This is a genomic window from Cellulosimicrobium sp. MI9406, assembly GCF_040595865.1.
GTDB lineage: Bacteria > Actinomycetota > Actinomycetes > Actinomycetales > Cellulomonadaceae > Cellulosimicrobium > Cellulosimicrobium funkei.
This window is the reverse complement of record NZ_JALIZI010000007.1, coordinates 90,736-113,416: the sequence shown is the minus strand read 5'-3', so window position 1 is coordinate 113,416 and position 22,681 is coordinate 90,736. Positions and strand designations below refer to the sequence as shown.

At 74.3% G+C, this 22,681-nt stretch carries 20 protein-coding genes; 9 read left to right on the top strand and 11 right to left on the bottom strand.

The window, feature by feature from the left end:
- Positions 1–34 precede the first annotated feature (34 nt).
- On the top strand, positions 35–1,147 hold the full coding sequence (recA, locus tag MT994_RS14175; RefSeq protein ID WP_168946003.1) for a recombinase RecA: 1,113 nt from the start codon (positions 35–37) through the stop codon (positions 1,145–1,147).
- Positions 1,148–1,263: 116 nt separating this feature from the next.
- A complete protein-coding gene (locus tag MT994_RS14170) occupies positions 1,264–1,755 on the top strand; it encodes a regulatory protein RecX (RefSeq protein ID WP_228485303.1) in 492 nt (163 codons plus the stop codon).
- An 86-nt stretch (positions 1,756–1,841) separates the two neighbouring features.
- Here MT994_RS14170 and MT994_RS14165 read toward each other — a convergent pair whose 3' ends face one another.
- From MT994_RS14165 to MT994_RS14150, 4 genes are all read right to left on the bottom strand, one after another.
- Positions 1,842–2,747, bottom strand: a complete 906-nt coding sequence (locus MT994_RS14165) for an amino acid ABC transporter permease (RefSeq protein ID WP_021482421.1) — start codon at positions 2,745–2,747, stop codon at positions 1,842–1,844.
- Positions 2,744–3,433: an amino acid ABC transporter permease gene (locus MT994_RS14160; protein ID WP_021482422.1), complete on the bottom strand. Its 690-nt coding sequence runs from the start codon at positions 3,431–3,433 to the stop codon at positions 2,744–2,746. Before MT994_RS14160 ends, MT994_RS14165 begins: the two co-directional genes overlap by 4 nt.
- Positions 3,434–3,529: 96 nt before the next feature.
- Positions 3,530–4,405, bottom strand: a complete 876-nt coding sequence (locus tag MT994_RS14155; protein ID WP_021482423.1) for a glutamate ABC transporter substrate-binding protein — start codon at positions 4,403–4,405, stop codon at positions 3,530–3,532.
- A 119-nt stretch (positions 4,406–4,524) separates the two neighbouring features.
- On the bottom strand, positions 4,525–5,343 hold the full coding sequence (locus tag MT994_RS14150) for an amino acid ABC transporter ATP-binding protein (RefSeq protein ID WP_034655661.1): 819 nt from the start codon (positions 5,341–5,343) through the stop codon (positions 4,525–4,527).
- Between the two features lie 102 nt (positions 5,344–5,445).
- On the opposite strand from MT994_RS14150, the gene miaB reads away from it, so the two are divergent.
- Complete coding sequence (gene miaB / locus MT994_RS14145) at positions 5,446–7,119, top strand: tRNA (N6-isopentenyl adenosine(37)-C2)-methylthiotransferase MiaB (RefSeq protein ID WP_354806775.1); 1,674 nt, start codon at positions 5,446–5,448, stop codon at positions 7,117–7,119.
- Between the two features lie 51 nt (positions 7,120–7,170).
- Here miaB and MT994_RS14140 read toward each other — a convergent pair whose 3' ends face one another.
- Together MT994_RS14140 and MT994_RS14135 are read right to left on the bottom strand one after the other, a co-directional pair.
- Positions 7,171–7,683 (bottom strand): YbjN domain-containing protein, encoded by a 513-nt coding sequence (locus tag MT994_RS14140; protein ID WP_021483660.1) that lies wholly within the window; start codon positions 7,681–7,683, stop codon positions 7,171–7,173.
- The gene (locus tag MT994_RS14135) at positions 7,680–8,156 is read right to left on the bottom strand and encodes a YbjN domain-containing protein (RefSeq protein WP_044144788.1); all 477 of its coding nucleotides are present in this window, start codon (positions 8,154–8,156) and stop codon (positions 7,680–7,682) included. The genes MT994_RS14140 and MT994_RS14135 overlap by 4 nt, the downstream gene beginning before the upstream one ends.
- Before the next feature lie 221 nt (positions 8,157–8,377).
- Here MT994_RS14135 and MT994_RS14130 point away from each other — a divergent pair, with 221 nt between their 5' ends.
- Entirely contained in the window at positions 8,378–9,109 is a 732-nt protein-coding gene (locus MT994_RS14130) for a hypothetical protein (RefSeq protein ID WP_354806774.1), read from the top strand.
- Here MT994_RS14130 and MT994_RS14125 read toward each other — a convergent pair.
- The 3 genes from MT994_RS14125 to MT994_RS14115 are packed head-to-tail and all read right to left on the bottom strand — an operon-like array spanning position 9,099 to position 13,572.
- Positions 9,099–11,096, bottom strand: a complete 1,998-nt coding sequence (locus tag MT994_RS14125) for a hypothetical protein (RefSeq protein ID WP_354806773.1) — start codon at positions 11,094–11,096, stop codon at positions 9,099–9,101. The two genes, MT994_RS14130 and MT994_RS14125, sit on opposite strands and share 11 nt — an antisense overlap.
- The gene (locus MT994_RS14120; RefSeq protein ID WP_354806772.1) at positions 11,093–13,078 is read right to left on the bottom strand and encodes an HSP90 family protein; all 1,986 of its coding nucleotides are present in this window, start codon (positions 13,076–13,078) and stop codon (positions 11,093–11,095) included. The genes MT994_RS14125 and MT994_RS14120 overlap by 4 nt, the downstream gene beginning before the upstream one ends.
- Positions 13,075–13,572 (bottom strand): YbjN domain-containing protein, encoded by a 498-nt coding sequence (locus MT994_RS14115; RefSeq protein WP_021483506.1) that lies wholly within the window; start codon positions 13,570–13,572, stop codon positions 13,075–13,077. Before MT994_RS14115 ends, MT994_RS14120 begins: the two co-directional genes overlap by 4 nt.
- Before the next feature lie 155 nt (positions 13,573–13,727).
- On the opposite strand from MT994_RS14115, the gene miaA reads away from it, so the two are divergent.
- On the top strand, positions 13,728–14,798 hold the full coding sequence (gene miaA / locus MT994_RS14110; RefSeq protein WP_354806771.1) for a tRNA (adenosine(37)-N6)-dimethylallyltransferase MiaA: 1,071 nt from the start codon (positions 13,728–13,730) through the stop codon (positions 14,796–14,798).
- A complete protein-coding gene (dapF, locus tag MT994_RS14105; RefSeq protein ID WP_081599983.1) occupies positions 14,795–15,823 on the top strand; it encodes a diaminopimelate epimerase in 1,029 nt (342 codons plus the stop codon). The genes miaA and dapF overlap by 4 nt, the downstream gene beginning before the upstream one ends.
- 8 nt (positions 15,824–15,831) lie before the next feature.
- On the opposite strand, the gene MT994_RS14100 is transcribed toward dapF, so the two are convergent.
- Positions 15,832–16,521, bottom strand: a complete 690-nt coding sequence (locus tag MT994_RS14100) for a methyltransferase (protein ID WP_354806770.1) — start codon at positions 16,519–16,521, stop codon at positions 15,832–15,834.
- A 158-nt stretch (positions 16,522–16,679) separates the two neighbouring features.
- Here MT994_RS14100 and hflX point away from each other — a divergent pair, with 158 nt between their 5' ends.
- The 3 genes from hflX (at position 16,680) to MT994_RS14085 (ending at position 21,557) form a co-directional block, all read left to right on the top strand.
- On the top strand, positions 16,680–18,236 hold the full coding sequence (hflX, locus tag MT994_RS14095; RefSeq protein WP_354806768.1) for a GTPase HflX: 1,557 nt from the start codon (positions 16,680–16,682) through the stop codon (positions 18,234–18,236).
- A gap of 238 nt (positions 18,237–18,474) precedes the next feature.
- Positions 18,475–20,520 carry an ATP-dependent DNA helicase gene (locus tag MT994_RS14090; RefSeq protein ID WP_354806925.1) on the top strand — a complete coding sequence of 682 codons (2,046 nt, stop codon included), beginning with the start codon at positions 18,475–18,477 and terminating at the stop codon, positions 20,518–20,520.
- 29 nt (positions 20,521–20,549) lie between these two features.
- Positions 20,550–21,557 (top strand): L-lactate dehydrogenase, encoded by a 1,008-nt coding sequence (locus MT994_RS14085; protein WP_354806766.1) that lies wholly within the window; start codon positions 20,550–20,552, stop codon positions 21,555–21,557.
- A 114-nt stretch (positions 21,558–21,671) separates the two neighbouring features.
- Here the strand turns inward: MT994_RS14085 and lexA are convergent, their stop codons facing one another.
- On the bottom strand, positions 21,672–22,406 hold the full coding sequence (gene lexA / locus MT994_RS14080) for a transcriptional repressor LexA (protein ID WP_031315073.1): 735 nt from the start codon (positions 22,404–22,406) through the stop codon (positions 21,672–21,674).
- Between the last annotated feature and the right edge of the window lie 275 nt (positions 22,407–22,681).

Here is a 22,681-nt window from a genome sequence, read left to right as displayed (position 1 = left end):
GAACAGATGGACGTCGAACCGAAGGTGGACTGACATGCCCGCACCCGCAGACCGCGAGAAGGCGCTCGAGGCAGCCCTCGCCCAGATCGACCGGAGCTTCGGCAAGGGCTCCGTCATGCGCCTCGGCGAGGAGGGCCGTGCCCCCGTCGAGGTCATCCCCACGGGCTCCATCGCGCTGGACATCGCGCTCGGCATCGGCGGCCTGCCCCGCGGGCGCGTCATCGAGGTGTACGGCCCGGAGTCCTCCGGAAAGACGACCGTGGCGCTGCACGCCGTGGCCAGCGCCCAGCGCGCCGGCGGCATCGCGGCGTTCATCGACGCCGAGCACGCCCTCGACCCGGAGTACGCCAAGAAGCTCGGCGTCGACACCGACGCCCTGCTCGTCTCCCAGCCGGACACGGGGGAGCAGGCGCTCGAGATCACGGACATGCTGATCCGCTCGGGCGCGCTCGACATCATCGTCATCGACTCCGTCGCGGCCCTCGTGCCGAAGGCGGAGATCGAGGGCGAGATGGGCGACAGCCACGTCGGTCTCCAGGCCCGCCTCATGTCGCAGGCGCTGCGCAAGATCACCGGTGCGCTCAGCGCGTCCGGCACGACCGCGATCTTCATCAACCAGCTCCGCGAGAAGATCGGCGTGTTCTTCGGCTCTCCCGAGACGACGACCGGTGGCAAGGCGCTGAAGTTCTACGCCTCGGTCCGTCTCGACATCCGCCGCATCGAGACCCTCAAGGAGGGCACCGACGCGGTCGGCAACCGGACCCGCGTGAAGGTCGTCAAGAACAAGATGGCGCCGCCGTTCAAGCAGGCCGAGTTCGACATCCTCTACGGGGTCGGCATCTCTCGCGAGGGTGGTCTCATCGACATGGGCGTGGAGCACGGGTTCGTGCGCAAGTCCGGGTCGTGGTTCACCTACGGCGGCGACCAGCTCGGGCAGGGCAAGGAGAACGCGCGCTCGTTCCTGCGCGACAACCCCGACCTCGCGAACGAGCTCGAGAAGAAGATCAAGGAGAAGCTCGGCGTCGGGGCCAAGGTCGACGCACCGGCCGACCCGGCCGCCGGCGTGACCGTCGCGGCCGACACCGCCGTGGCCGCTCCGGCCAAGGCGACCGCCGCGGCCGGCAAGGGGAAGAAGTCGCCGTTCTGATCGGCGAGCAGGACGGGGTCGAGGGCGCCGAGCCTGTCGACCCGTCCGCGGGGGACGACGGGCGCCGCTCCGGCCGCAAGGCCGGGCGGCGCCCGCGCCCGTCGCTGCACGAGCTCGTGGAGCGCGGCGAGATCAGCGACGCCGACCTCGCCGAGCGCGCCCGCGAGACCGTCCTGCGCATCCTCACCGCGGCACCGAAGAGTCGCGCGGAGCTCACGCAGTCGCTCGCGCGCAAGGGCTACCCGGAGCACGTCGTGCTGCCCATCCTCGACCGCTTCGAGGAGGTCGGGCTCGTCGACGACGCGCAGTACGCGGAGATGATCGTCCGCACGCGGCACGCCGAGCGGGGGCTGTCCCGCCGCGCGATCTCGACCGAGCTGCGCCGGCGGGGGATCGACGGCGAGGTCGGCGCGGCCGCGCTCGAGCAGGTCGACGACGACTCCGAGGCGGACGCCGCCCTGGCCCTCGCGCGGGCACGTCTCGCCAGGACCCGCGGTCTCGACCGCGACGTGCGCGTGCGTCGGACGGTCGGCGCGCTCGCCCGCAAGGGCTACAGCCCCGGGCTGGCGTTCGAGATCGTGCAGCGCGAGCTCGACGCGGAGGAGTGACGCTCGACCGGCCCGGACGAGCGCGGGCGGCCCCCCGCGGCAGAGCGGGCCGTCGCCCGCCCGAGCACGGGCGGGCGACGGGTGCGTCAGCGCACAGTAGAGGTGGCCGGGGCGTCCTCCGTGGGGCCGCCCGCGACCGCCGTCGGGTTGCCGATGCCCGGTCCCGCAGCCGTGGCGCCCGCGGTGCGCCCGCTGAGGAAGCGTGAGAGCCACTGGGCCAGGGCGGTCAGGGCGTAGTTGATGACGATAAAGATGACCGCGGCGACCGTGAGGGTCTGCAGGGTGTTGCCGAAGGCCGTGCCGAGGATCTGCGCGGCCCGCAGCAGCTCGGGGTACGTGATGATCTGCCCGAGCGCGGTGTCCTTGAGCACGACGACGAGCTGGGACACGAGCGCGGGCAGCATCGCGATGAGCGCCTGCGGGAGCTGGATCGACCGCAGGGTCTGCCCGCGCGTCAGGCCGATCGCCACGCCGGCCTCTCCCTGGCCCTTCGGCAGGTTGCCGACGCCGGACCGGACGAGCTCGGCGATCACCGAGCCGTTGTAGAGCACGAGGGAGATCACGACCGCGAGGAACGGGGCGTCCGGGACCTTCTGCAGCCCCAGCAGGAGCCAGAAGAAGATCATCATGAGGAGCACCGGCACGGCGCGGAAGAACTCGACGACGACACCGCACGCCCAGCGCAGCGCGCGCACGTGCGAGAGCCGGCCGGAGCCGAAGACCAGCCCGAAGATCACGGCACCGACGATCGCGAACCCGGCGGCGCGCAGCGTGTTCTGGAGGCCCGGCAGGAAGAAGTTCTCCCACGCGTTGGCGGTGAAGACGGGACCCCACTGCTCCCACGAGAGCTGGCCCTTGCGTCCGAGCTCCAGCAGCACGAGCACGGCGATCCCGATCACGATCACGGCGCCGATCACGTTGCCGACGGCGATCGCGCGCCGGGCCCGGGGCCCGGGGGCGTCGAAGAGGACGGACTGACGCGGGGCGCTCATCGGCGGACCGCCAATCGGGTCGAGAGCGAGGTGGTGAGCAGGCCGATCGGGATGACGAGGATCACGTAGCCGATCGCGAAGGTGAGGAAGATCGCGTAGATGTAGTTCGAGTTGAACTCGATCATCGTGCGCATGAGGCTCGACGTCTCCGTCGTGACGCTCGCGGCGGCCGCGACGGTGGAGTTCTTCAGCAGCGCGATGAGGGTGTTGCCGAGGGGGGCGATCGCGCCGCGGAACGCCTGCGGGAGGATGACGAGGCGCGCGGCGGGAGCGAAGGAGAGGCCGATCGCCCGCGCCGCCTCGGCCTGGCCGATCGGCACCGTGTTGACGCCCGAGCGGATCGCCTCGCACACGAAGGCGGCGTGGTAGACGGTCAGGCCGATGACCGCGAACCGGAAGAAGTTCGTCGGGAAGTCGGGGGAGAGGCTGATCTGCAGCTGGGTCCACACCGCGAGGACCATGAACGTCATGATGATCGTCAGCGGCGTGTTGCGCAGGAGGTTCACGTAGGTCGAGCCGGCCCACCGCAGGCTCGAGACGGGGGAGATCCGCATGAGCGCGAGCGCCGTGCCGAGGATCAGGGAGAAGATCGCAGCCCAGAACGTCAGCTGGATGTTCACCCAGAACGCGCCGAGCACGTCGTAGGTGCTGAGGAGCTCGGTGAACTGGGAGAGGTAGTCACCCACGGTTGGTCATCCTCCGGGAGGGTGTGGTCGTGGACCGACCGGACGAGGCCGGGGAGCGGAGCGCGGCACGCCGCGCTCCGCTCCCCGGCAGAGAGGTCAGGCGCAGGGGTCGACCGTCGGCGGGTTCTCGCTCGCGTTCGGCGTGTACCCGGTGCCCTCGGTGTTCTTGCTGACGAACTCCTCCCAGGAGCCGTCCTCGATCATCTTCTCGATCGCGGCGTTGACGTCCTCGCAGACGTCGTTGTCCTGGGGCAGGCCGACGCCGTAGCGCTCGGTCGAGAACGGCGCCCCGACCACCTTCACCTTGCCCTGGTTCTGCGGCTGCGCCGCGAGGCCCGCGAGGATGATGTCGTCGGTCGTGACGGCGTCGACCTGGCCCGCCGTGAGCGCGGTGACGCACTCGGCGTACCCGGGGCGCTCGAGGAGCTGCACGCCTGCGGCGTACTCGTCCTTGATGCGCTGCGCCGACGTCGAGCCCGTGACGGAGCAGAGGTTCTTGCCCTCGAGCGACTCCGGGCCGGTGATGTCGGTGTTGTCCTCGGCGACGAGCAGGTCCTGCCCGGCGACGAAGTACGGCCCGGCGAACGCGACGGTCTCCTTGCGCGTGTCCGTGATGGAGTACGTCGCGAAGATCATGTCGACCTGCCCGGTCTGCAGCATCGTCTCGCGCTGGGCGGACGGCGCCTCGACCCACTCGATCTGGTCCTCGGAGAAGCCGAGCTCGCCCGCCACGTAGGTGGCGACGTCGACGTCGAACCCCGTGTACGACGACCCGTCCTGGAACCCCAGGCCGGGCTGGTCGAACTTGATGCCGATCTTGACCGTCTCGCCGCCGCCGTCGCCGCTGCCTCCGGCGGACTGCTCGGGGTCCGTGGTCGTGCTGTCGTCGCCGACGTCGCCGCTGCTGCACGCTGCGAGCGTGAGCGCGGTGAGAGCGGCCAGCACGGCAGCACCTGCGTGTCGTGTGCGCATCGTTCCTACCCTTCGTGAGTGGTGGTCGTCCGACGACGGTGTGCCTCGTCGGTCGGCCGGGTGTGGGGGGCCTGGCGGCCCGGTCCGTGGTGGTCGGTGCGTGGTGAGGGCGGGGGACCTCAGTGCGTGAGGATCTTGGAGAGGAAGTCCTTGGCCCGCTCGCTCTTCGGCGCGGTGAAGAACTCCTCGGGGTGCGCCTCCTCGACGATCTGGCCGTCCGCCATGAAGACCACGCGGTTCGCGGCCTTCCGGGCGAAGCCCATCTCGTGGGTGACGACGATCATGGTCATGCCCTCCTTGGCGAGCGAGACCATGACGTCCAGGACCTCGTTGATCATCTCGGGGTCGAGCGCCGACGTGGGCTCGTCGAACAGCATGACCTTGGGCTTCATCGCGAGGGCCCGGGCGATGGCGACGCGCTGCTGCTGGCCGCCCGAGAGCTGGGCCGGCATCTTCTGCGCCTGGTTCTTCACGCCGACCCGGTCGAGGAGGGCGAGGGCGCGCTCCTTCGCGTCCTTGCTCCGCTCGCGCCGCACCTTGACGGGCCCGAGCGTCACGTTGTCGAGGATCGTCTTGTGCGCGAAGAGGTTGAAGGACTGGAAGACCATGCCGACGTCGGAGCGCAGCCGCGCGAGCGCCTTGCCCTCCTGGGGGAGCGGTTCGCCGTCGACGAGGATCTCGCCCGAGTCGATCGTCTCGAGCCGGTTGATCGCCCGGCACAGGGTCGACTTGCCCGAGCCGGAGGGCCCGATGACGACGAGCACCTCGCCGCGCCGGACCGTGAGGTTGATGTCGCGCAGCACGTGGAGCTCGCCGAAGTGCTTGTTCACGTCGCGCAGCTCGACGAGCGGCTCACCGAGGACCTGCTCGGCGGGGAGGGGCTGAGCGTCCTGAGCGCTGCGCTGCGCGTCGGACGGCGAAGGGGTTTCGTCGGCCATTCCTGGACACTATGTCCCTTCTGTTGCACGGTGCCACCTCACCCGGCAACAACCGGGCAACAGTTCAGTAACACGGCACCCGGAGCCGTACCCTGGACGGTGATGTCCACGATCGCCCCCGCCCCCGTCCCGGCCGCCCCCGCGCCGCACGCCACCGCCGCTGCGCCGGCCGACGGCGCGCACCCCCGCACCTACGTCGTGCGCACCCTCGGGTGCCAGATGAACGTCCACGACTCCGAGCACATGGCGGGGATGCTCGAGCAGGCGGGCTACACGCGTGCGAGCGCGCAGGACGAGGCCGCGAACCGCGCCGACGTCGTCGTCATCAACACGTGCGCCGTGCGCGAGAACGCCGCGACGCGCCTGTACGGCAACCTCGGCCAGCTCGCCTCGGTGAAGGCCGCGCGACCCGGCATGCAGATCGCCGTCGGCGGCTGCCTCGCGCAGAAGGACCGCGGCACCATCGTCGAGAAGGCCCCCTGGGTCGACGTCGTGTTCGGCACCCACAACCTCGACGCCCTGCCCGTCCTGCTCGAGCGTGCGCGCCACAACGAGGCGGCGCAGGTCGAGATCGCCGAGTCTCTGCAGGTGTTCCCCTCGACGCTGCCGACGAAGCGCGAGTCGGTCTACGCGGGGTGGGTGTCCATCAGCGTCGGCTGCAACAACACGTGCACGTTCTGCATCGTGCCGCACCTGCGCGGCAAGGAGCGCGACCGCCGTCCGGGCGAGGTCCTCGCCGAGGTGGGCGCGCTCGTCGAGGCCGGTGCCATCGAGGTGACGCTGCTCGGTCAGAACGTCAACAGCTACGGCGTCGAGTTCGGCGACCGGGGCGCGTTCGCCAAGCTCCTGCGCGCGTGCGGGACGATCGACGGGCTCGAGCGCGTGCGGTTCACGTCGCCGCACCCGGCCGCGTTCACCGACGACGTCATCGCGGCCATGGCCGAGACGCCGAACGTCATGCCCCAGCTCCACATGCCGCTCCAGTCGGGCTCCGACCGCGTGCTGCGTGCGATGCGCCGCTCCTACCGCTCCGAGCGGTTCCTCGGGATCCTCGACCGCGTCCGGGCCGTCATGCCCGACGCCGCGATCACCACCGACATCATCGTGGGCTTCCCGGGCGAGACCGAGGAGGACTTCGCGGAGACGATGCGGGTCGTCGAGGCGTCGCGGTTCTCCTCCGCGTTCATCTTCCAGTACTCGCCGCGCCCCGGGACGCCCGCCGCGACGATGGACGGCCAGCTCCCCAAGGAGGTCGTCCAGGAGCGCTTCGAGCGACTCCAGGCGCTCCAGGAGCGCATCGCCGGCGAGGAGTCCGCACGCCAGGTGGGCCGGACGATCGACGTCCTCGTCGGCGAGGGCGCAGGGCGCAAGGACGGCGCGACGCACCGCGTGACGGGCCGCGCCCCCGACAACCGCCTCGTGCACCTCGCGCTCCCCGCGGCCGTCGTGGCCGGGGCGCCCGACGACGCCTCCTCCGACGGGACCGGCACGCCCGGGTCCGTCGACCCGCGCCTCGCGGACGACCTCGACGTCCGCCTGCCGCGTCCCGGCGACGTCGTCACCGTCGAGGTCACCCGCTCCGCGCCGCACCACCTCATCGCGGACTCGGCGCTCGCGGGCGGCGCGTTCGCCGTCCGCCGGACCCGCTCCGGCGACGCGTGGGCGCGGCGTGAGCGCGCCCGTCTGGGCGGGGGCGACGACGACCACGGCCACGGGCGCGGCGGCGGCGCGCCGTCCGGCCCGGTCGTCCTGGGGCTCCCGACGCTCCGCGCCTGAGCGGCGGGGTCCAGGACCCCGACGGCGGGCGCGCACGACGGCGCCAGGACGTCAGTCGTCCAGGGTCCCCGGCGGGAGCTGGGCGCCGATGGCGTGGAAGAGCTGCACGGCCGTGCCGAGCCCGCACGAGACGGTCTGGGCGAGCTGGTCATCGGTCGCGCCGTGCTCGAGGTCGACGGAGACCTCGGCGTAGAGCGCGAGCCGGCCGCCCTCCTCCCGCACGTAGACCTTGGGCCAGATGCGCTCGCGGTTCCAGTCGTTGACGGTCTGGAGCGTGACGAGGCGCGACTCGACGGGGAGCGTCGTCGACCAGCGGCCGCGGACCTGGAGGATCTCCGACCGGTCGCCGAGCAGCAGGAACCAGAAGCGGTGCCCGTCCCACGTACCCGTGATGTCGCCGTCGTCGTCGACGCGGAAGTGGTAGCCGCGGCGCGTCAGGTGGTCGCCGATGCGCGCCATCGACAGCGCGCGCGGCAGTTCCTCCTCGCGGGGCAGCGAGTCCGGCGCCTTGGGCCGGCGGTTGCCGAACAGGCGCGTGAACCAGTTGGTGCGGGCCTGCGTCATGGCGCCTGCCTCGCGGGGTCCGGGTAGAACTCGTCGAGCGCGTCGAAGAACATCGACCCCGTGCTCAGACCGCACTGGAGGAGCTGGTCGAGCTGGTCGTCCGTCACGCCGTGCTCGAGGTCGACCGTGACCTCGGTGAAGACCTGGATCATCCCGTTGTCGCGGACGCGCGTGTAGGTCTTGGGCCAGATCCGGTCGGCGTTCCACTCGTTGCAGAACTCGAGGATCTCCTCGAGGCGCTCGAGCGCGAGGTCGCGGTTCCACTGGCCGCGCACCTGGAGGATCTCGTCGTCGTTGCCGAAGAGCAGGAAGTAGAACAGGCGGCCGTGCCACAGCCCGCCGACGTCGCCGTCGGAGTCGACGAAGTAGCTGTACCCGCTGTCGGTGATCCACTCGACGACCCGCGAGAGCGTGAGCGGTGTGGGAGGCCGCAGGACGTCGGTCGCGACCTGACCCAGCTCGCGTGCCAGCAGGTCCTCGACCTGCGACTGCAGGTCGTCCGCCGGCCGGGCCGCGCCGGACCGGCCCCCGTCCTGCGCTCCGCCGGGATTCCCGTCCCGCCGGTCGTCGTCGTCCCGCGCCCCGAAGAACCTCACCTCCCTACCGTACTCGCGCGCGCCCGCGGACGCCGCATCGCGGGCCGTCCGGGGAGGCGCGGCGAGGGTGGTGGAGCGGGCACCACTACGGTGGGACGGTGACCGTCCGCGCCGTCGTGCTCCCCGGAACCGCCCTGCTAGTCCCGGGGGCGGCCGGTGCCGCCTCGGTCCTCGGGCCGGTGCGCGACGCCGCGCTCGCGGCGCTCGCCGACCTCGTGGCGGGCCCACCCGATGAGGCGGGTGCGACGGCCGTCGTCGTGGTCGCCCCGGGCGTGGAAGGAACGCGTGGCCCTGCGCGGGCCTCGCTCGCCGCGGCGGGCGTCGCCGACCGGTGGATCGACCCCGCATGGGCCGCCGCCACGCGACCGTTCGACCGGCCGGTCGCCGGGACGGCCGCCTCCGTGGCGCTCCTCGCGCTCGCCGGTGCGGGCTGGACCGGTCCCGTCGACGTCGTCGAGCTCGGTGGCGCGGCGACGCGGACGGCAGCAGGAATGAGCGCGGAAACAAGCTTGGAGACGAGCTCGGGGACGAGTTCGGAGGCGGACACGGAGACGAGCACGGAGGCGGGTGCGGCGACGGAGACCGTCCTGGACGCCGCTCGAGAGCTCGGTGCGGAGCTCGCCCGGGAGGGGGCGCGGCTCGTCGTCGTGCACGACCCGCGTGCGCCCCTGCCGGAGGCCGTGCTCGACGGGTTCGTCGCCGCGGCGGGCGCCGAGGTCGCGCCGGTCGCGCCGGCCGACGAGCCGGACCCCGCCGTGGCGGTCCGGCGGTACGAGGTCCGCGCCCCCGCAGCCGCCGCCCGCCCGGCGGGGCCCGTCGTCAGCCGCTGAGGCCCGTCCCGACGGCGGCCGCCTCGTCGTCGCGCCCGAGGCGGCGCAGCGCCGCGACCATCTCGTTGCCGACCATCGCGCGCGACTCCGCGTCGTGGACGATCGCGAAGCCCTCCATGGCCGACTCGAGCAGCTCCACCGCGTCCGTGTCCTTCCCCGCCGCGCAGCGCGAGCGCCCCGCGAGCCAGAAGGCGTGCGCCGCGTCGCGGACGTCCCCCGCACGGGCGAACTCCTCGGCGACCGACTCCGCGAGCGTCGCCGCCGCGTCGAGGTCGCCCGCGGTCGCGAGGAGGCGGGCGCGCGTGTCGTCGAGGTCGCGACGCTCGCGCGCGTCGGCCGCCGCGTCGCGCTCGACGAGCTCGACGGCCCGCGGCGCCGGCGCGACGTCGCTGCCGTCACCGGCTGCGGCCAGGTCGTCGAGCGTGCGCTCGACCTGGGCCAGGGCGGCGGTCACGTCGCCCCGTCCGGCCTCGAGCCGCGCGTAGGCGCGCACGACCTGCCCGACGAACCGGGGCGCGACACCACCCGCCCGCAGGAGCGCGAGCGCGTGCAGGAACGCGGGCGCGGCGCCCTCGTCGTCGCCCTCGAGCGCGGCGAGCTGCGCCGCCTCGGCGAGCGCGAAGCCGGCGCGGTCGAGGTGGCCGGAGCTCTCCAGCTGCGACGACGCGCGACGCAGGAGGCGTGCCGCGCGGGCCGGGTCGTCACCCGCGACGTCGTCGGCGAGCGCGAGCAGGCCGTCTGCGTCGGTGGGCTCGTCGGTGCCCTCCGCCGGGGCTCCGCCGGTGACCGCGGACTCCTCCGGCGCGAGCCCGGCGGGGAGGTCCGACGGACCGCTCGGCGCGCCCTCGGCCCCGGCGACGGGCCGTGGCGACGCAGGCGGGGCGTCCAGGGAGAGCACCGCCAGGTCGACGGGGAGCGTGCGCGCGCCGCGCTCCCACGCGGCGCGCAGCCGCTCGGACGCCGCCGTCGTGCCGTTGCGCGCGTCGAAGGACTGCGCGAGCGCGGCCGCCTCGCCGCGCACCCACGCGTCGAGCTCGGCGAGCGTCGTGGCGGGTACGTCCCGCAGGGCGAGCGCGGTGTCGCCGTGATCGGCCCGCAGGACCCCCGTCGCGACGCTCACGCTCGTGAGGAAGCCGAGCCGGTCGCCCGGCGAGTCCGCCTCCGTGAGGAACGCCTGGTGCTCCACGAGGAGGCGCAGCGCGCGCGACGCGTTGCCCGTCCGGGCGAGGAACTCCACGTGACGACCCTTCGGGCCCGTCATCGTCACCCCGGTGTCGAGGTGGCGCAGCCCGCGGCGGTGCGTCCGAGCCGCCGCCTCGGCGTCGCCGACCTCCACGTACGCGAGCTGGAGGTGGGACAGCATGTCGCCGGGCTCGGTGGCGCACGACGGCGATCCCTGGAGCACGCCCTCGAGCAGCCGGATGCCCTCGTCGTGCCGGCCCGTCTCGAAGAGGTACGCCGCGCGGTCGCCCGGCTCGCACGCCTCGCACTGCGAGTAGTCGTCGCGCGGGGTCGCGACCCACGCGCGGTACGCGTCCTCGACGTCCGCGCCGCCGCGCTCGCGCGCCCACTCGAAGCGCTCCAGGGCGACCGCGTTCGTGCCGTTGCCCGCGAGCGCGTACCGGCGCGCCATGTCGTCGAGCGTGCGCTCGATCTGCGCGGCGGGGACGTCGGGGAACTCCATGAGGTGCCCGACCATCCACTTGAACGACCAGAACAGCGAGTGCGTGTCCTCGGCGTCGAACTGCTCGGGGTGCTCGTCCCACCAGCGCAGCATCTTGGTGAACGGCAGGTACGCCTTGGTCACCTCGCCGCCCCACACGTACGACTCGACGAGGACGAACTGCGCGTAGGCGCGCGCGGCGTCGGGGCCCTCGGCCTCGACGCGCTCGAGCTCGGCCGCGGCGGCCGTGGAGCGCGCGAGGCCGTAGGGCATGCGGCGGACGTCGTACAGGGCGGCGTTCACCTGGTCCACGGACCGGGTCATCGGTTCTCCTCGTCGGCAGGGGGGTCGGGTTCCGTGGCGGGGTCCTGCCCGGCCGCGAGGGCGCGGGCGAGCAGGAGCGACAGGGAGTCGTTCATGAGGGTCGCCTCGACGGGCTGGAGCGCCTTGCCGGACGCGAGCACCGCCGTGACGTAGAGGGAGCGGGCACCCGCGGCGCGCACCTGCGCGTCGGGGCTCGCGAGCAGGTCGCGCACCGTGGCGTTGGCGTCGTTGAGGACCAGGCGGCGGGGGCGGGCCGGGGCGCTGAGGCCCGCGAGGATCTCGCCCCAGAGGTCGTCCGTCTCCGCGGCGCGTGCGGCCTCGCGCGCGTGGTCGCCCTCGCGGTCGTGCAGGAGCATGGCCGGGAGGGCGTCCGGCTCGTACCGGCGCAGCACGACGTCGCAGTCCTGCTCGGCGAGCGCGGCGTCGAGCGACGCGAGCGCGTCGGCGACCTCGAGCTCGCGCAGCGGCTCGACCTCCGTGAGGACGTGCGCGACGTCCGCGGCCGAGACGGGCGACAGCCGCCACTGCGGGAACCGCGCCGCGACGCGCTCGAGCAGGTCGGCGTCGTAGACGTAGCCGCCGTTGACGACCGCGAGCCCCTGCGCCGCCGCGACGGGCGCGATGCGCCGGAACTCCTCGATGCTCGCCGTGTACAGCAGGCGCCCGTCGGGGTGGTCCGTCGCGAGGTCCGCCAGGGTCGTGGACCCGGCCGTCGTCTCGAAGGGCAGCACGCGCGCGGCGACGTCGAGCATCTCGTCGTCGGTGAGCGCGAGCGCGCGCACGGCGAGGTGGTGGGTCTCGAGGAAGCGCCGCGCGAGGACCGAGTCCGTCGCGAGCGTCTCCAGCAGCCACCGGCGCACCTGCGCCCCGAGCGCGTCGCGGGTCGCGAGCAGGACCTCGTCCTCGTACAGCCCCTCGCGCGACGCCGTCGGGCGCAGCACGGACGCGTCGAGGACGCACCGCACGAAGAACGCCCACGGGGGCAGCAGGTCGTCGACCGCGCTGCCCAGGAGCATGCGCTTGAGGTAGACCCGGTGCCGCGACGTCGTGGTCGGCGCGACCGCGGCCGGGAGCACGTACGCGACGCCTGTCAGGCCGGCGAGCGGCAGGTCGAGGTCGATCCGTGCGAGCGGGGTGAAGCCGAGCGTGCGCTCGGCGTAGCCGGCGAGCGCGGCGTCGCGGGCCGCGGGCGCCGGGTGCGCAGCGCGCCACGGCAGGTCCTCCCCGCTGAGCCGGCGCACCGCGACCGGGGCGTCGCCGCCCGCTCCGCCGTCACGGTCCTCGCCGGGGCCGCCGTCGAGACGCGTCTCGACGAGCAGCTCGACCGGCAGGAGCGAGCCGAAGTCCTGGGCGAGCGCGACCACCGACTCCGGGGCGAGCCAGTGCTCGGTGTCCCGCCGCGGGTGCAGCCGGACGACGCTCCCGGGCTCGGCGGGTGCCGCCGGGTCGTCCGGCGCGAGCTCGACGAGCTCGTACCGGCCGTCGGCACGGCCGCGCCAGCGCACGGGGACGGGCGCTCCGCCCGCCGCCGTGCGGCGAGCGGAGCGCGAGACGAGCTCGATCTCGTCGGCGACCATGAACGCGGACAGGAGCCCGATGCCGAACTGGCCGAGGAACTCCTCGCGACCGGTCCCGAGCTCGACGTCGCGCTTGGAGCTGCGCCCGATGGTCGCGAGCAGCTCCTGCGCCTCGTCCCGCGTCAGGCCGACGCCCGAGTCGTGCACCTCCAGGCCGCCGCCGGGCAGCGGGCGGAGCAGGATCCGCGCCGGGGCCTGCGGTCCCTCGAGCCCGGCGCGCGCGGTGATCGCGTCGACGCCGTTCTGCAGCAGCTCGCGCAGGTAGACGCGCGGGCTCGAGTACAGGTGCCGGGCCAGGAGGTCGACGACGCCCCGCAGGTCGACCTGGAAGGCCGTCGTCGCCTCCTCGCCCGGGGCGCCGTCCGGAGCGGTGCGGCCCGCGGTGGTCTCGTGCGTGCCGGTCACCGCGCGTCGACGTCGGCGCCGCCCTCGGCCACGGTCTGCGCGGCCGTGTCGGGGAAGCGGGCGTCGAGCGCGTCGAAGAACTGCAGGCCCGTGAACAGGCCGCACTCGATGAGCTGGCCGAGCTGGTCGTCCGCGACGCCGAACTCCAGGTCCGTCGCGACCTCGGTGTAGACCGCGAGCTGGTCGTCCTCGACGCGCGCGTAGACCTTCGGCCAGATCTTGTCGCGGTTGAACTCGTTGGCGACGAGCGCGACCTGCGCCTCGGCCGACGCCGGGAGCGTCCGGTTCCACCGGCCGCGGACCTGCAGGATCTCCTGCTTCTCACCCATGAGGAAGAAGAAGAACACCTTGCCGTCCCAGTTGCCGCCCAGGTCCCCGTCCGAGTCGACGAAGTACCGCCACTCGCGGCTCGTGAGGAACGCCTCGACGCGCTCGCGCGTCAGCGGCGCGTTCTGGCTCGTCGGTGCGGCGTCCGGCTTGGTGAAGAAACCCATGTTCTCGAGTCCTTGTCGTCTGAGAGGTCGTGCGAGGTCGTCGTGCTCAGGTGATACGCGGCGGTGCGCGCGAGGGCGGACCGACCACGGACACACTACGCATCCCCGCCCACACCCCTCGGGCCGCCGGCCGCCCGGACGGTACCGTTGCGCGGGTGAAAACCCAGCACGACCCCGCCGGCACGCCCCCGCCCGGCCCGGGCGTCGTCGTCGCCGTCGTCGGCCCGACGGCCACGGGGAAGTCCGACCTCGCCCTCGACCTCGCCGAGCGCCTGTCCGTCCCCGGGGCGCCCGCGGAGATCGTCAACGCCGACGCCTACCAGCTCTACCGCGGCATGGACGTCGGGACCGCGAAGGTCCCCGTCGCCGAGCGCCGCGGCGTGCGCCACCACCTCCTGGACGTGCTCGACCCCGCCGAGGACGCGTCCGTGGCCCGCTACCAGAGCGAGGCCCGCCGCGTGCTCGACGAGATCGCCGCCCGGGGGGCGCGCGCCGTCGTCGTGGGCGGCAGCGGGCTGTACGTCCGCGCCCTCCTCGACGACATGCGGTTCCCGGGCACGGACCCCGCCGTGCGGGCGGCGCTCGAGGCGCGCGCCGAGGAGCAGGGCCCGCGCGCGCTGCACGACGAGCTCCTCCGGCGCGACCCCGCGGCCGCCGCGAGCATCGGCCCGGCCAACACCCGCCGGCTCGTCCGGGCGCTCGAGGTCATGGAGCTCACCGGCGAGCCGTTCACGGCGAACCTCCCGCGTCAGGTCTACGTCCGCCCGACCGTGCAGATCGGCCTCGACTGCGACCGGGGCGTGCTCGACGCGCGGGTCGCCGGCCGCGTCGAGCGGATGTGGGAGCAGGGCCTCGTGGCCGAGGTGCGCCGCGTCGAGGCGCACGGCATGGGCCGCACGGCCCGGCGCGCCGTCGGCTACGCGGAGGTGCTCGCCGCGCTCCACGGCGAGACCACGCAGGACGCCGCGCGCGAGGCCGTCACCGCGAACACGCGGCGCCTCGCGCGCAAGCAGATGGGCTGGTTCGGCCGGGACCCGCGCGTCGGGTGGCTCGACGCGCAGTCGCCGGCGCGCGTCGAGGACGCTCTCGCGCTCGTCGCCGCGGCGGACGCGCGCGCTGCCGCGCAGGGCACGGACGGGCACGAGCCCGCGACCGTGCCGGGCACCGCCGTCGGGCCGGACGAGGCGGACAGCGGCGCGCCCGTGCGCCGTAGTCTGGGCTCATGACGCGCACCCGCTTCACCAAGGGCCACGGGACCCGCAACGACTTCGTGCTCCTCGCCGACACGAAGGGCGAGCTCGACCTCACGCCCGAGCTCGTGCGTGCGCTCGCCGACCGCCGCGGCGGCGTCGGGGGGGACGGCGTCATCCGCCTCGTGCCGACCGCGCTCGTCCCGGAGTCGCGCGACGTGCTCGCGGAGGACCCGCACGCCATCTGGTTCATGGACTACCGCAACGCCGACGGCTCGGTCGCCGAGATGTGCGGCAACGGGGTCCGCGTCTTCGCGGCCTTCGCCGAGCGCCTCGGGCTCGTGAGCTTCGCGGGCGGCACCGAGGTCCCGGTCGGCACGCGCGCGGGCGTCAAGCGCGTGCGCAAGGAGGACGACGGCTGGTTCGCCGTCGACATGGGCCCGTGGTTCCTCCCCGGCGGGCGCCCCGCGCTCCAGGACGGCTACGACGCGACAGTCGTCGTGCGGGGCTGGGAGGTCCCGCGCCCGGCGCTCAGCGTCGACCTCGGCAACCCTCACACCGTCCTCGCCGTCGCGCGCGAGGACGTGCTCGAGCGCGCCGACCTCACCGAGGCGCCCGTCGTCGAGCCGCACCCGTCCCACGGGACGAACGTCGAGCTCGTGGTGCCCCTCGGCGAGACGACCGCGGACGACGGCACCGTCGTCGGGCACGTGCGCATGCGCGTGCACGAGCGCGGCGTCGGGGAGACGCCGTCGTGCGGCACGGGCGCGTGCGCGGCGGCGCTCGCGGTCCGCGTGTGGGGCGGTCCCGACGCGCCGGACACCTACCTCGTCGACGTCCCGGGCGGCACGGTGCGCGTGCGGGCGCTCCCGGGCGGCCGCGTCGAGCTCGCCGGTCCCGCGGTGCTCGTCCACGCGGGGGAGATCGACCTCGCCGCGCTCGTCCCGGGGACGCCGGTCCCGCCGGAGGACGACGCGCACCAGGGCGCGGACGGCCTCGTGACCGCCCAGCCCGCCGAGCCGGTCGCGGCGGCGTCCGAGGGCGACCGCGCGCCGGTCTGACCGCCGGCTCAGCGGGGCGCGACGACCTCGAGGACGCGGAACCCCTTCGCGCTCGCGGCGCGCTCGACGACCGCGCCCGGCAGGAGCGGGGGCAGCGCCTCGGCGAGCCAGCGCTGGAGCGAGTCCGAGCCCAGGTTGCGCTGCACCACGAGGTGCGCGCTCGCGCCCGGCGCGAGCCGGGGCAGCCAGTGCAGGAGCATCCCGTGCAGGACGTCCTTGCCGACCCGGATCGGCGGGTTCGACCACAGCGCGGCGAGCGCGACGTCGTCGGGCACGTCGTCCGGGAGGACGGCCCGGACGTTGTCCAGCCCGAGACGCTGCGCGTTGCGGCGCACGAGGTCGAGCGCGCGCTCGTTGACGTCGACGGCCCACACGGTCGCCTCCGGCGCCTCCAGGGCCATCGTCAGGGCGACCGGGCCCCAGCCGCAGCCGAGGTCGAGGACGTGGGCGGGGCCGTCGTCGGGCCGGGCCGCGAGGACGTCGTCGAGCGGCGGGGTGGTGCGCAGGAGCACCTGCGTGCCGAGGTCCAGCCGGCCGGGGGAGAAGACGCCCGAGGCGACCTCGACCTCGACGTCGCGGCCCGCGAGCCGCACGGAGATCGTGCGGCGCTCGGCGGCGGACGCGGGCCGGGCGGTGAAGTAGTGGTCCGCCGCGCCGTCGGGCGCGGGGTCGACGGCGGGGTCCTGGTCCTCGGTCACGTCGGCCGATCCTACGCGGGCGCGCCCACGTCAGGAGGCGGTACGGCGCACCGGGCCGCTCGTCGGGGGCTTAACCACTGGCCTCGGGACGATTTCGCGTGCCACGCTTGTTGTCACACCCGGACGCACGAGCGCCCACCACCGACGGAAGGCGGCACATGAGCCCAACCCCTGCGAACACTCCGAACCCCACCTCGGCTCAGGACGAGCCGACCGGCGCGACGCGGGACATCGCGAGCGACGTCGTGGCGCGGGTGCTCGCTCGGGCCGGGACGGCACGCGCTGAGGGCGGCACGGTCCACACGGAGCACGACGGCGAGCAGCTCGAGCTCGAGGAGCGCAGCGCGCTGCGCCGCGTCGTCGGCCTGTCGACCGAGCTCGAGGACGTCACCGAGGTCGAGTACCGGCAGCTGCGCCTCGAGAAGGTCGTGCTCGTCGGGCTCTGGAGCCCCGGCTCCGACCCGCGCGAGGACGGCGCGCCCACGTCCGCCGAGGAGGCCGAGATCTCGCTGCGCGAGCTCGCCGCCCTCGCGGAGACCGCGGGCTCGCAGGTGCTCGACGGCGTGATCCAGCGCCGCGCGAAGCCTGACCCCGGCACGTACCTGGGCTCCGGCAAGGCCGCGCAGCTCGCCGACGTCGTCGCCGCCAGCGGCGCGGACACGGTCGTGATCGACGGCGAGCTCGCGCCCTCCCAGCGGCGCGTGCTCGAGGACATCGTCAAGGTCAAGGTCATCGACCGGACCGCGCTGATCCTCGACATCTTCGCCCAGCACGCCAAGTCGCGGGAGGGCAAGGCCCAGGTCGAGCTCGCCCAGCTCGAGTACCTCCTCCCGCGCCTGCGCGGCTGGGGCGAGTCGATGTCCCGCCAGGCCGGTGGCCAGGTCGGCGGCGCCGGCGCGGGCATGGGGTCGCGCGGTCCCGGTGAGACGAAGATCGAGCTGGACCGCCGGCGCATCCGCAACCGCATGGCCAAGCTGCGCCGCGAGATCCAGGCGATGGCCCCGGGGCGCGAGACGAAGCGCGCGTCGCGCAAGCGGCACGCCGTGCCGTCCGTCGCGATCGCGGGCTACACGAACGCGGGCAAGTCGAGCCTGCTCAACGCCATCACCGGCGCGGGCGTGCTCGTCGAGAACGCGCTGTTCGCGACGCTCGACCCCACGGTGCGCCGCACGCGCACCGAGGACGGCCGGGTCTACACGCTCGCCGACACCGTCGGGTTCGTGCGCGCGCTGCCGCACCAGCTCGTCGAGGCGTTCCGCTCGACGCTCGAGGAGGTCGGCGACGCCGACCTGCTGCTGCACGTGGTGGACGCCTCGCACCCGGACCCGGAGGGCCAGATCGCGGCGGTGCGCCACGTCCTGGCCGACATCCCGGGCGTGGAGGACGTGCCCGAGGTGATCGTGCTCAACAAGGCGGACCTCGCCGACCCGGAGACGATCGCGCGCATCCGGCTGCGCGAGCGCCACACGGTCGTCGTGTCGGCGCACACGGGCGAGGGGATCGAGCACCTGCGCGAGCTCATCGCGCACGAGCTCCCGCGCCCGGACGTCGAGATCGACGTCGTCGTGCCGTACCACCGGGGCGACCTCGTGCACCGCGTGCACACCGAGGGCGAGATCGACCACGAGGAGCACACGCCCGAGGGCACGCTCCTGCGCGGCCGTGTCGCCCAGGCCCTCGCGACGGAGCTCGTGGGCGCCTCCGCCGGGAGCTGATCCGCCCCCGAGCCTCCCGGCGGCGCGGCGGGCCAGCCCCGCGCCGGACCCGGCGTCGGCCCCACGCACGACCCCGCGCAGCCACGGCTGCGCGGGGTCGCGTGCGTCCCGGGCCGGTCCACAGGGCCCCCGCCGCGTGGGTGCCCGACCGTAGAATCGGCAGGTGCCCCCCTCCACCCGTACCGCTCCCGTGCCCGACCGTCCGGACACGGAGGCGCCCGGGCAGGCGGCCGGTGACGTGCCTGCCGTCGAGGAGCTCCTCGACCTCGCGGTCACGCGCCTGGGCGGCGCGCGGCGCGACGGCCAGCGGACCATGGCGCGTGCCGTCACGGACGCCATCGAGGGTTCCGAGCACCTCGTGGTCCAGGCCGGGACCGGGACGGGGAAGTCGCTCGGGTACCTCGTGCCGGCCGTGCGCCACGCGGTCGCGACCGACGAGCGCGTCGTCGTCTCGACGGCGACCCTCGCCCTCCAGCGCCAGGTCATCACGCGGGACCTCCCGCTCGTGGCCGACGCCGTCGCGGACCGCCTCCCGCGGCCCGCGTCGATCGCGCTCCTCAAGGGCTGGCACAACTACCTGTGCGTGCACAAGATCGCGGGCGGCTACCCCGCGGACGAGCCCACGCTCTTCGACCTCCCCGGCGAGGCGGCGGGCGCCGCCGACCACCCCGCCGCGCGCGGAGGGACGAGCATGGCGGCCCTCGGCGAGCAGGTCGTGCGCCTGCGGGAGTGGGCCGACGAGACGCCCACGGGCGACCGGGACGACCTCGTCCCCGGCGTGAGCGACAAGGCGTGGCGGCAGGTCTCCGTCACGGCGCTCGAGTGCCTGGGCCAGCGCTGCCCGCTGCTCGCCGAGTGCTTCCCCGAGCGGGCGCGCGCCGCGGCACGCGAGGCCGACGTCGTCGTGACGAACCACGCGATGCTCGGCATCGCGGCCATGGGGTCGCCCGGGGTGCTGCCCGAGCACGACGTCCTCGTCGTCGACGAGGCGCACGAGCTCGCGGACCGCGTCACGGCCGCCGCGACGGTGGACCTGTCGGTCCCGGCGATCGAGAGCGCGGCGCGCCTCGCGCGCCGCCACGGCGGGGTCACGACGGACGCGCTCGACGCCGCGTCCGCTGCGTTCGGCACGGTCGTCGGGTCGCTGCCCGCCGAGCGCTTCCCCGACGGCCTGCCCGACGCCGCGCGCTCGGCCGTCGCGGCGGTGCGGGACGCCGCGCGCGAGGTGCTCTCCACGCTCAAGCCCGAGACCGGCGTGACCAAGCCGGCCCAGCCGGACACGGGCCTGAAGATGGCGCAGTCGACGATGCTGCAGCTCTTCGAGGTCGCCGAGCGCATGGCGGCCGACCCCACGGGCCACGACGTGCTGTGGTGCTCGCGGCCCGGGGAGGGCGGCTGGTCCGGCGACCGCTTCGGCGACGGCGCGAGCCGCCTGCACGCCGCCCCGCTCGGCGTGGCGGGCCTCATCCGCACCCACCTGCTCGCGGAGCGCACGGGCGTCTTCACGTCCGCGACGCTCGCGCTCGGCGGGAGCTTCGACGCCGTCGCGCGCACCTTCGGGCTCGGCCCCGCGGCGACGGGCGGAGCCGCGGACGCGGGCGACGGCGACGCGCCGCGCTGGCTCGGGCTCGACGTCGGGAGCCCGTTCGACTACCCGCGCCAGGGCATCCTCTACGTCGCGAAGCGCCTGCCGACGCCCGGCCGCGAGGCGTCGACCGAGCACCAGCTCGACGAGATCGCGGCGCTCGTCGAGGCCGCCGGCGGTCGGACCCTCGGCCTGTTCTCCTCGCGGCGCGCCGCGGTGGCCGCGGCGGAGGCGATGCGCGAGCGGCTGGACGTGCCGGTCCTGTGTCAGGGCGACGACCAGCTGCCGACGCTCGTGCGGGAGTTCGCCGAGGACCCGGCGACGTGCCTGTTCGGCACGCTGTCGCTGTGGCAGGGCGTGGACGTGCCCGGGCCGTCGTGCCAGCTCGTGCTCATCGACCGCATCCCGTTCCCGCGCCCCGACGACCCGGTGAAGTCGGCGCGGGCTCGCGCCGTCGAGGCCGCGGGCGGCAACGGGTTCATGCAGGTCTCCGCGACGCACGCGGCCCTCCTGCTCGCCCAGGGTGCCGGGCGGCTCGTGCGGTCCACGGCCGACCGCGGGGTCGTCGCGGTCCTGGACCCGCGGCTCGTGACGGCGCGCTACGGGTCGTTCCTCACGCGGTCCATGCCGGGGTTCTGGCAGACGACCGACCGCGACGTGGCCACCGCTGCGCTCCGCCGCCTCGCCGCCCTAGGCTGAGCCCTTTCCAGCGACTTCACGGAGGCGACATGACGAGCACGTCACCGCAGGGCACCGGCGACGCGACCACGGGCGGTCCGGGAGGGGGAGCGCGGACGACGAAGCTCGCGATCGTCGGCGCCGGTGCCGTCGGCTCGACGCTGGCCTACGCCGCGCTCATGCGGGGCGCGGCGCGCACGGTGGCGCTCCTCGACGTCAACCGCGCGAAGGTCGAGGCCGAGGTCCTCGACCTCCAGCACGGCATCCAGTTCATGCCCATGGCGCGCGTCGAGGGGTCCGACGACGTCGCGGTGTGCGCGGGGGCCGACGTCGTCGTGATCACGGCCGGCGCCAAGCAGAAGCCGGGCCAGACGCGCCTCGACCTCGCCGAGGGCACGATCGGGCTCATGCGCACGATCCTGCCGGGCCTCGTGGAGGTGGCCCCGGACGCCGTCTACGTCATGGTGACCAACCCCGTCGACATCGTCACGTACGCGGCGCTCAAATTCTCGGGGCTGCCCCCGACGCAGCTCTTCGGCAGCGGCACCGTGCTCGACTCCTCGCGGCTGCGGTTCCTCGTGGCGCAGCACTGCGGCGTCGCGGTGCAGAACGTGCACGCGTACATCGCGGGGGAGCACGGCGACAGCGAGATCCCGCTCTGGAGCTCCGCGACGATCGGCGGCGCGCCGCTGCTCGAGTGGCAGGGCATCGGCGGTCGGGGACCGCTCACGGGCGACGTGCGCGACGAGATCGCGCGCGAGGTCGTGCAGTCGGCCTACCGGATCATCGAGGGCAAGGGCGCGACCAACTACGCGGTCGGGCTCGCGGGCACCCGGATCATCGAGGCGGTGCTCGCCGACGAGCACCGGGTGCTGCCCGTGTCGACGCTCCTCGACGGCATCTACGGGCTCGAGGACGTGTGCCTGTCGCTCCCGACGCTCGTCGACCGCCGGGGCGCGACGGAGCGTGTCGAGGTCCCGCTGGCGGACGACGAGCTCGCGGGCCTGCGCTCGTCCGCGGAGTCGCTGCGCGCGGTCGCGCGACGCTTCGGGCTCTGAGCCCACGGGCCCGTCGGGCCCGGCACGACGAGAGCCGGGCGGTCGAGGGACCGCCCGGCTCTCGTGCTGTCCCGAGCCTGCCCGCAGGGGCGCCCGGAGACGCTCGGGGACCGTTCAGAGGCTGCGCAGGACGGAGACGACGCGCCCCAGCACCTGGGCATCGTCGCCGGGGATCGGGTCGTACGCGGCGTTGTGCGGCATGAGCCACACGTGGCCGTCGGCGCGCCGCAGGCTCTTCACGGTGGCCTCGCCGTCGATCATGGCGGCCACGATCTCGCCGTTCTCCGCGACCGGCTGGCGCCGCACGACGACCCAGTCGCCGTCGCAGATCGCGGCGTCGATCATCGAGTCGCCCTGCACGCGCAGGAGGAAGAGCTCTCCCTCGCCGACGAGCTGGCGCGGCAGCGGGAAGACGTCCTCCACGACCTGCTCCGCGAGGATGGGGCCACCGGCGGCGATGCGGCCGACGACGGGGACGTACGACGGCGCGGGGTGGGCCTCGTCGTACGCGGGCTCGGGGGCCGTTCCTGCCGGCGCGAGCGGGGTGGCACGGCGGGCGTCGTCGGGCTGGACCACCTCGATGGCGCGCGGACGGTTCGGGTCGCGCCGCAGGAACCCCTTGCGCTCCAGCGTGGTGAGCTGGTGCTTGACGGAGGACGGGCTCGTGAGCCCGACGGCCTCGCCGATCTCGCGCATGCTCGGCGGGTAGCCGCGCTGCTCGACGCACGCGCGGATGGTCTCGAGCACGAGCCGCTGGCGCGGGGTGAGCCCGTCACCCCCTGCCGACCCGTCCGGCAGCTCGCGCACCTCGGCGAGCCCCCGTGCCCTGTCCGTGCCTCGTCCCGCCATGGTCGCTCCGCCCTCGTCCGTCGCGTGCCGCCGGCGCCAGCCGGGCCTGCGGCCTCCCCTCCCCGGGGGCGTGCGCCCCGGGACCTCGGTCGCTCCTCCGGGTCCGAGCGGACATGTCCGGCGAACCGACCTGACCCCAGGCTAGGGGAGGATGCGACACGAATCAAACACCTGTTCGAGCATGTCTCGACTCTGTGGGTCGTTCGTGATAGACCTTCGTACAGATGTTCTACGTACAGGTGTTCGACCGCAACGGGTCGGCGCGGAGATGAGAC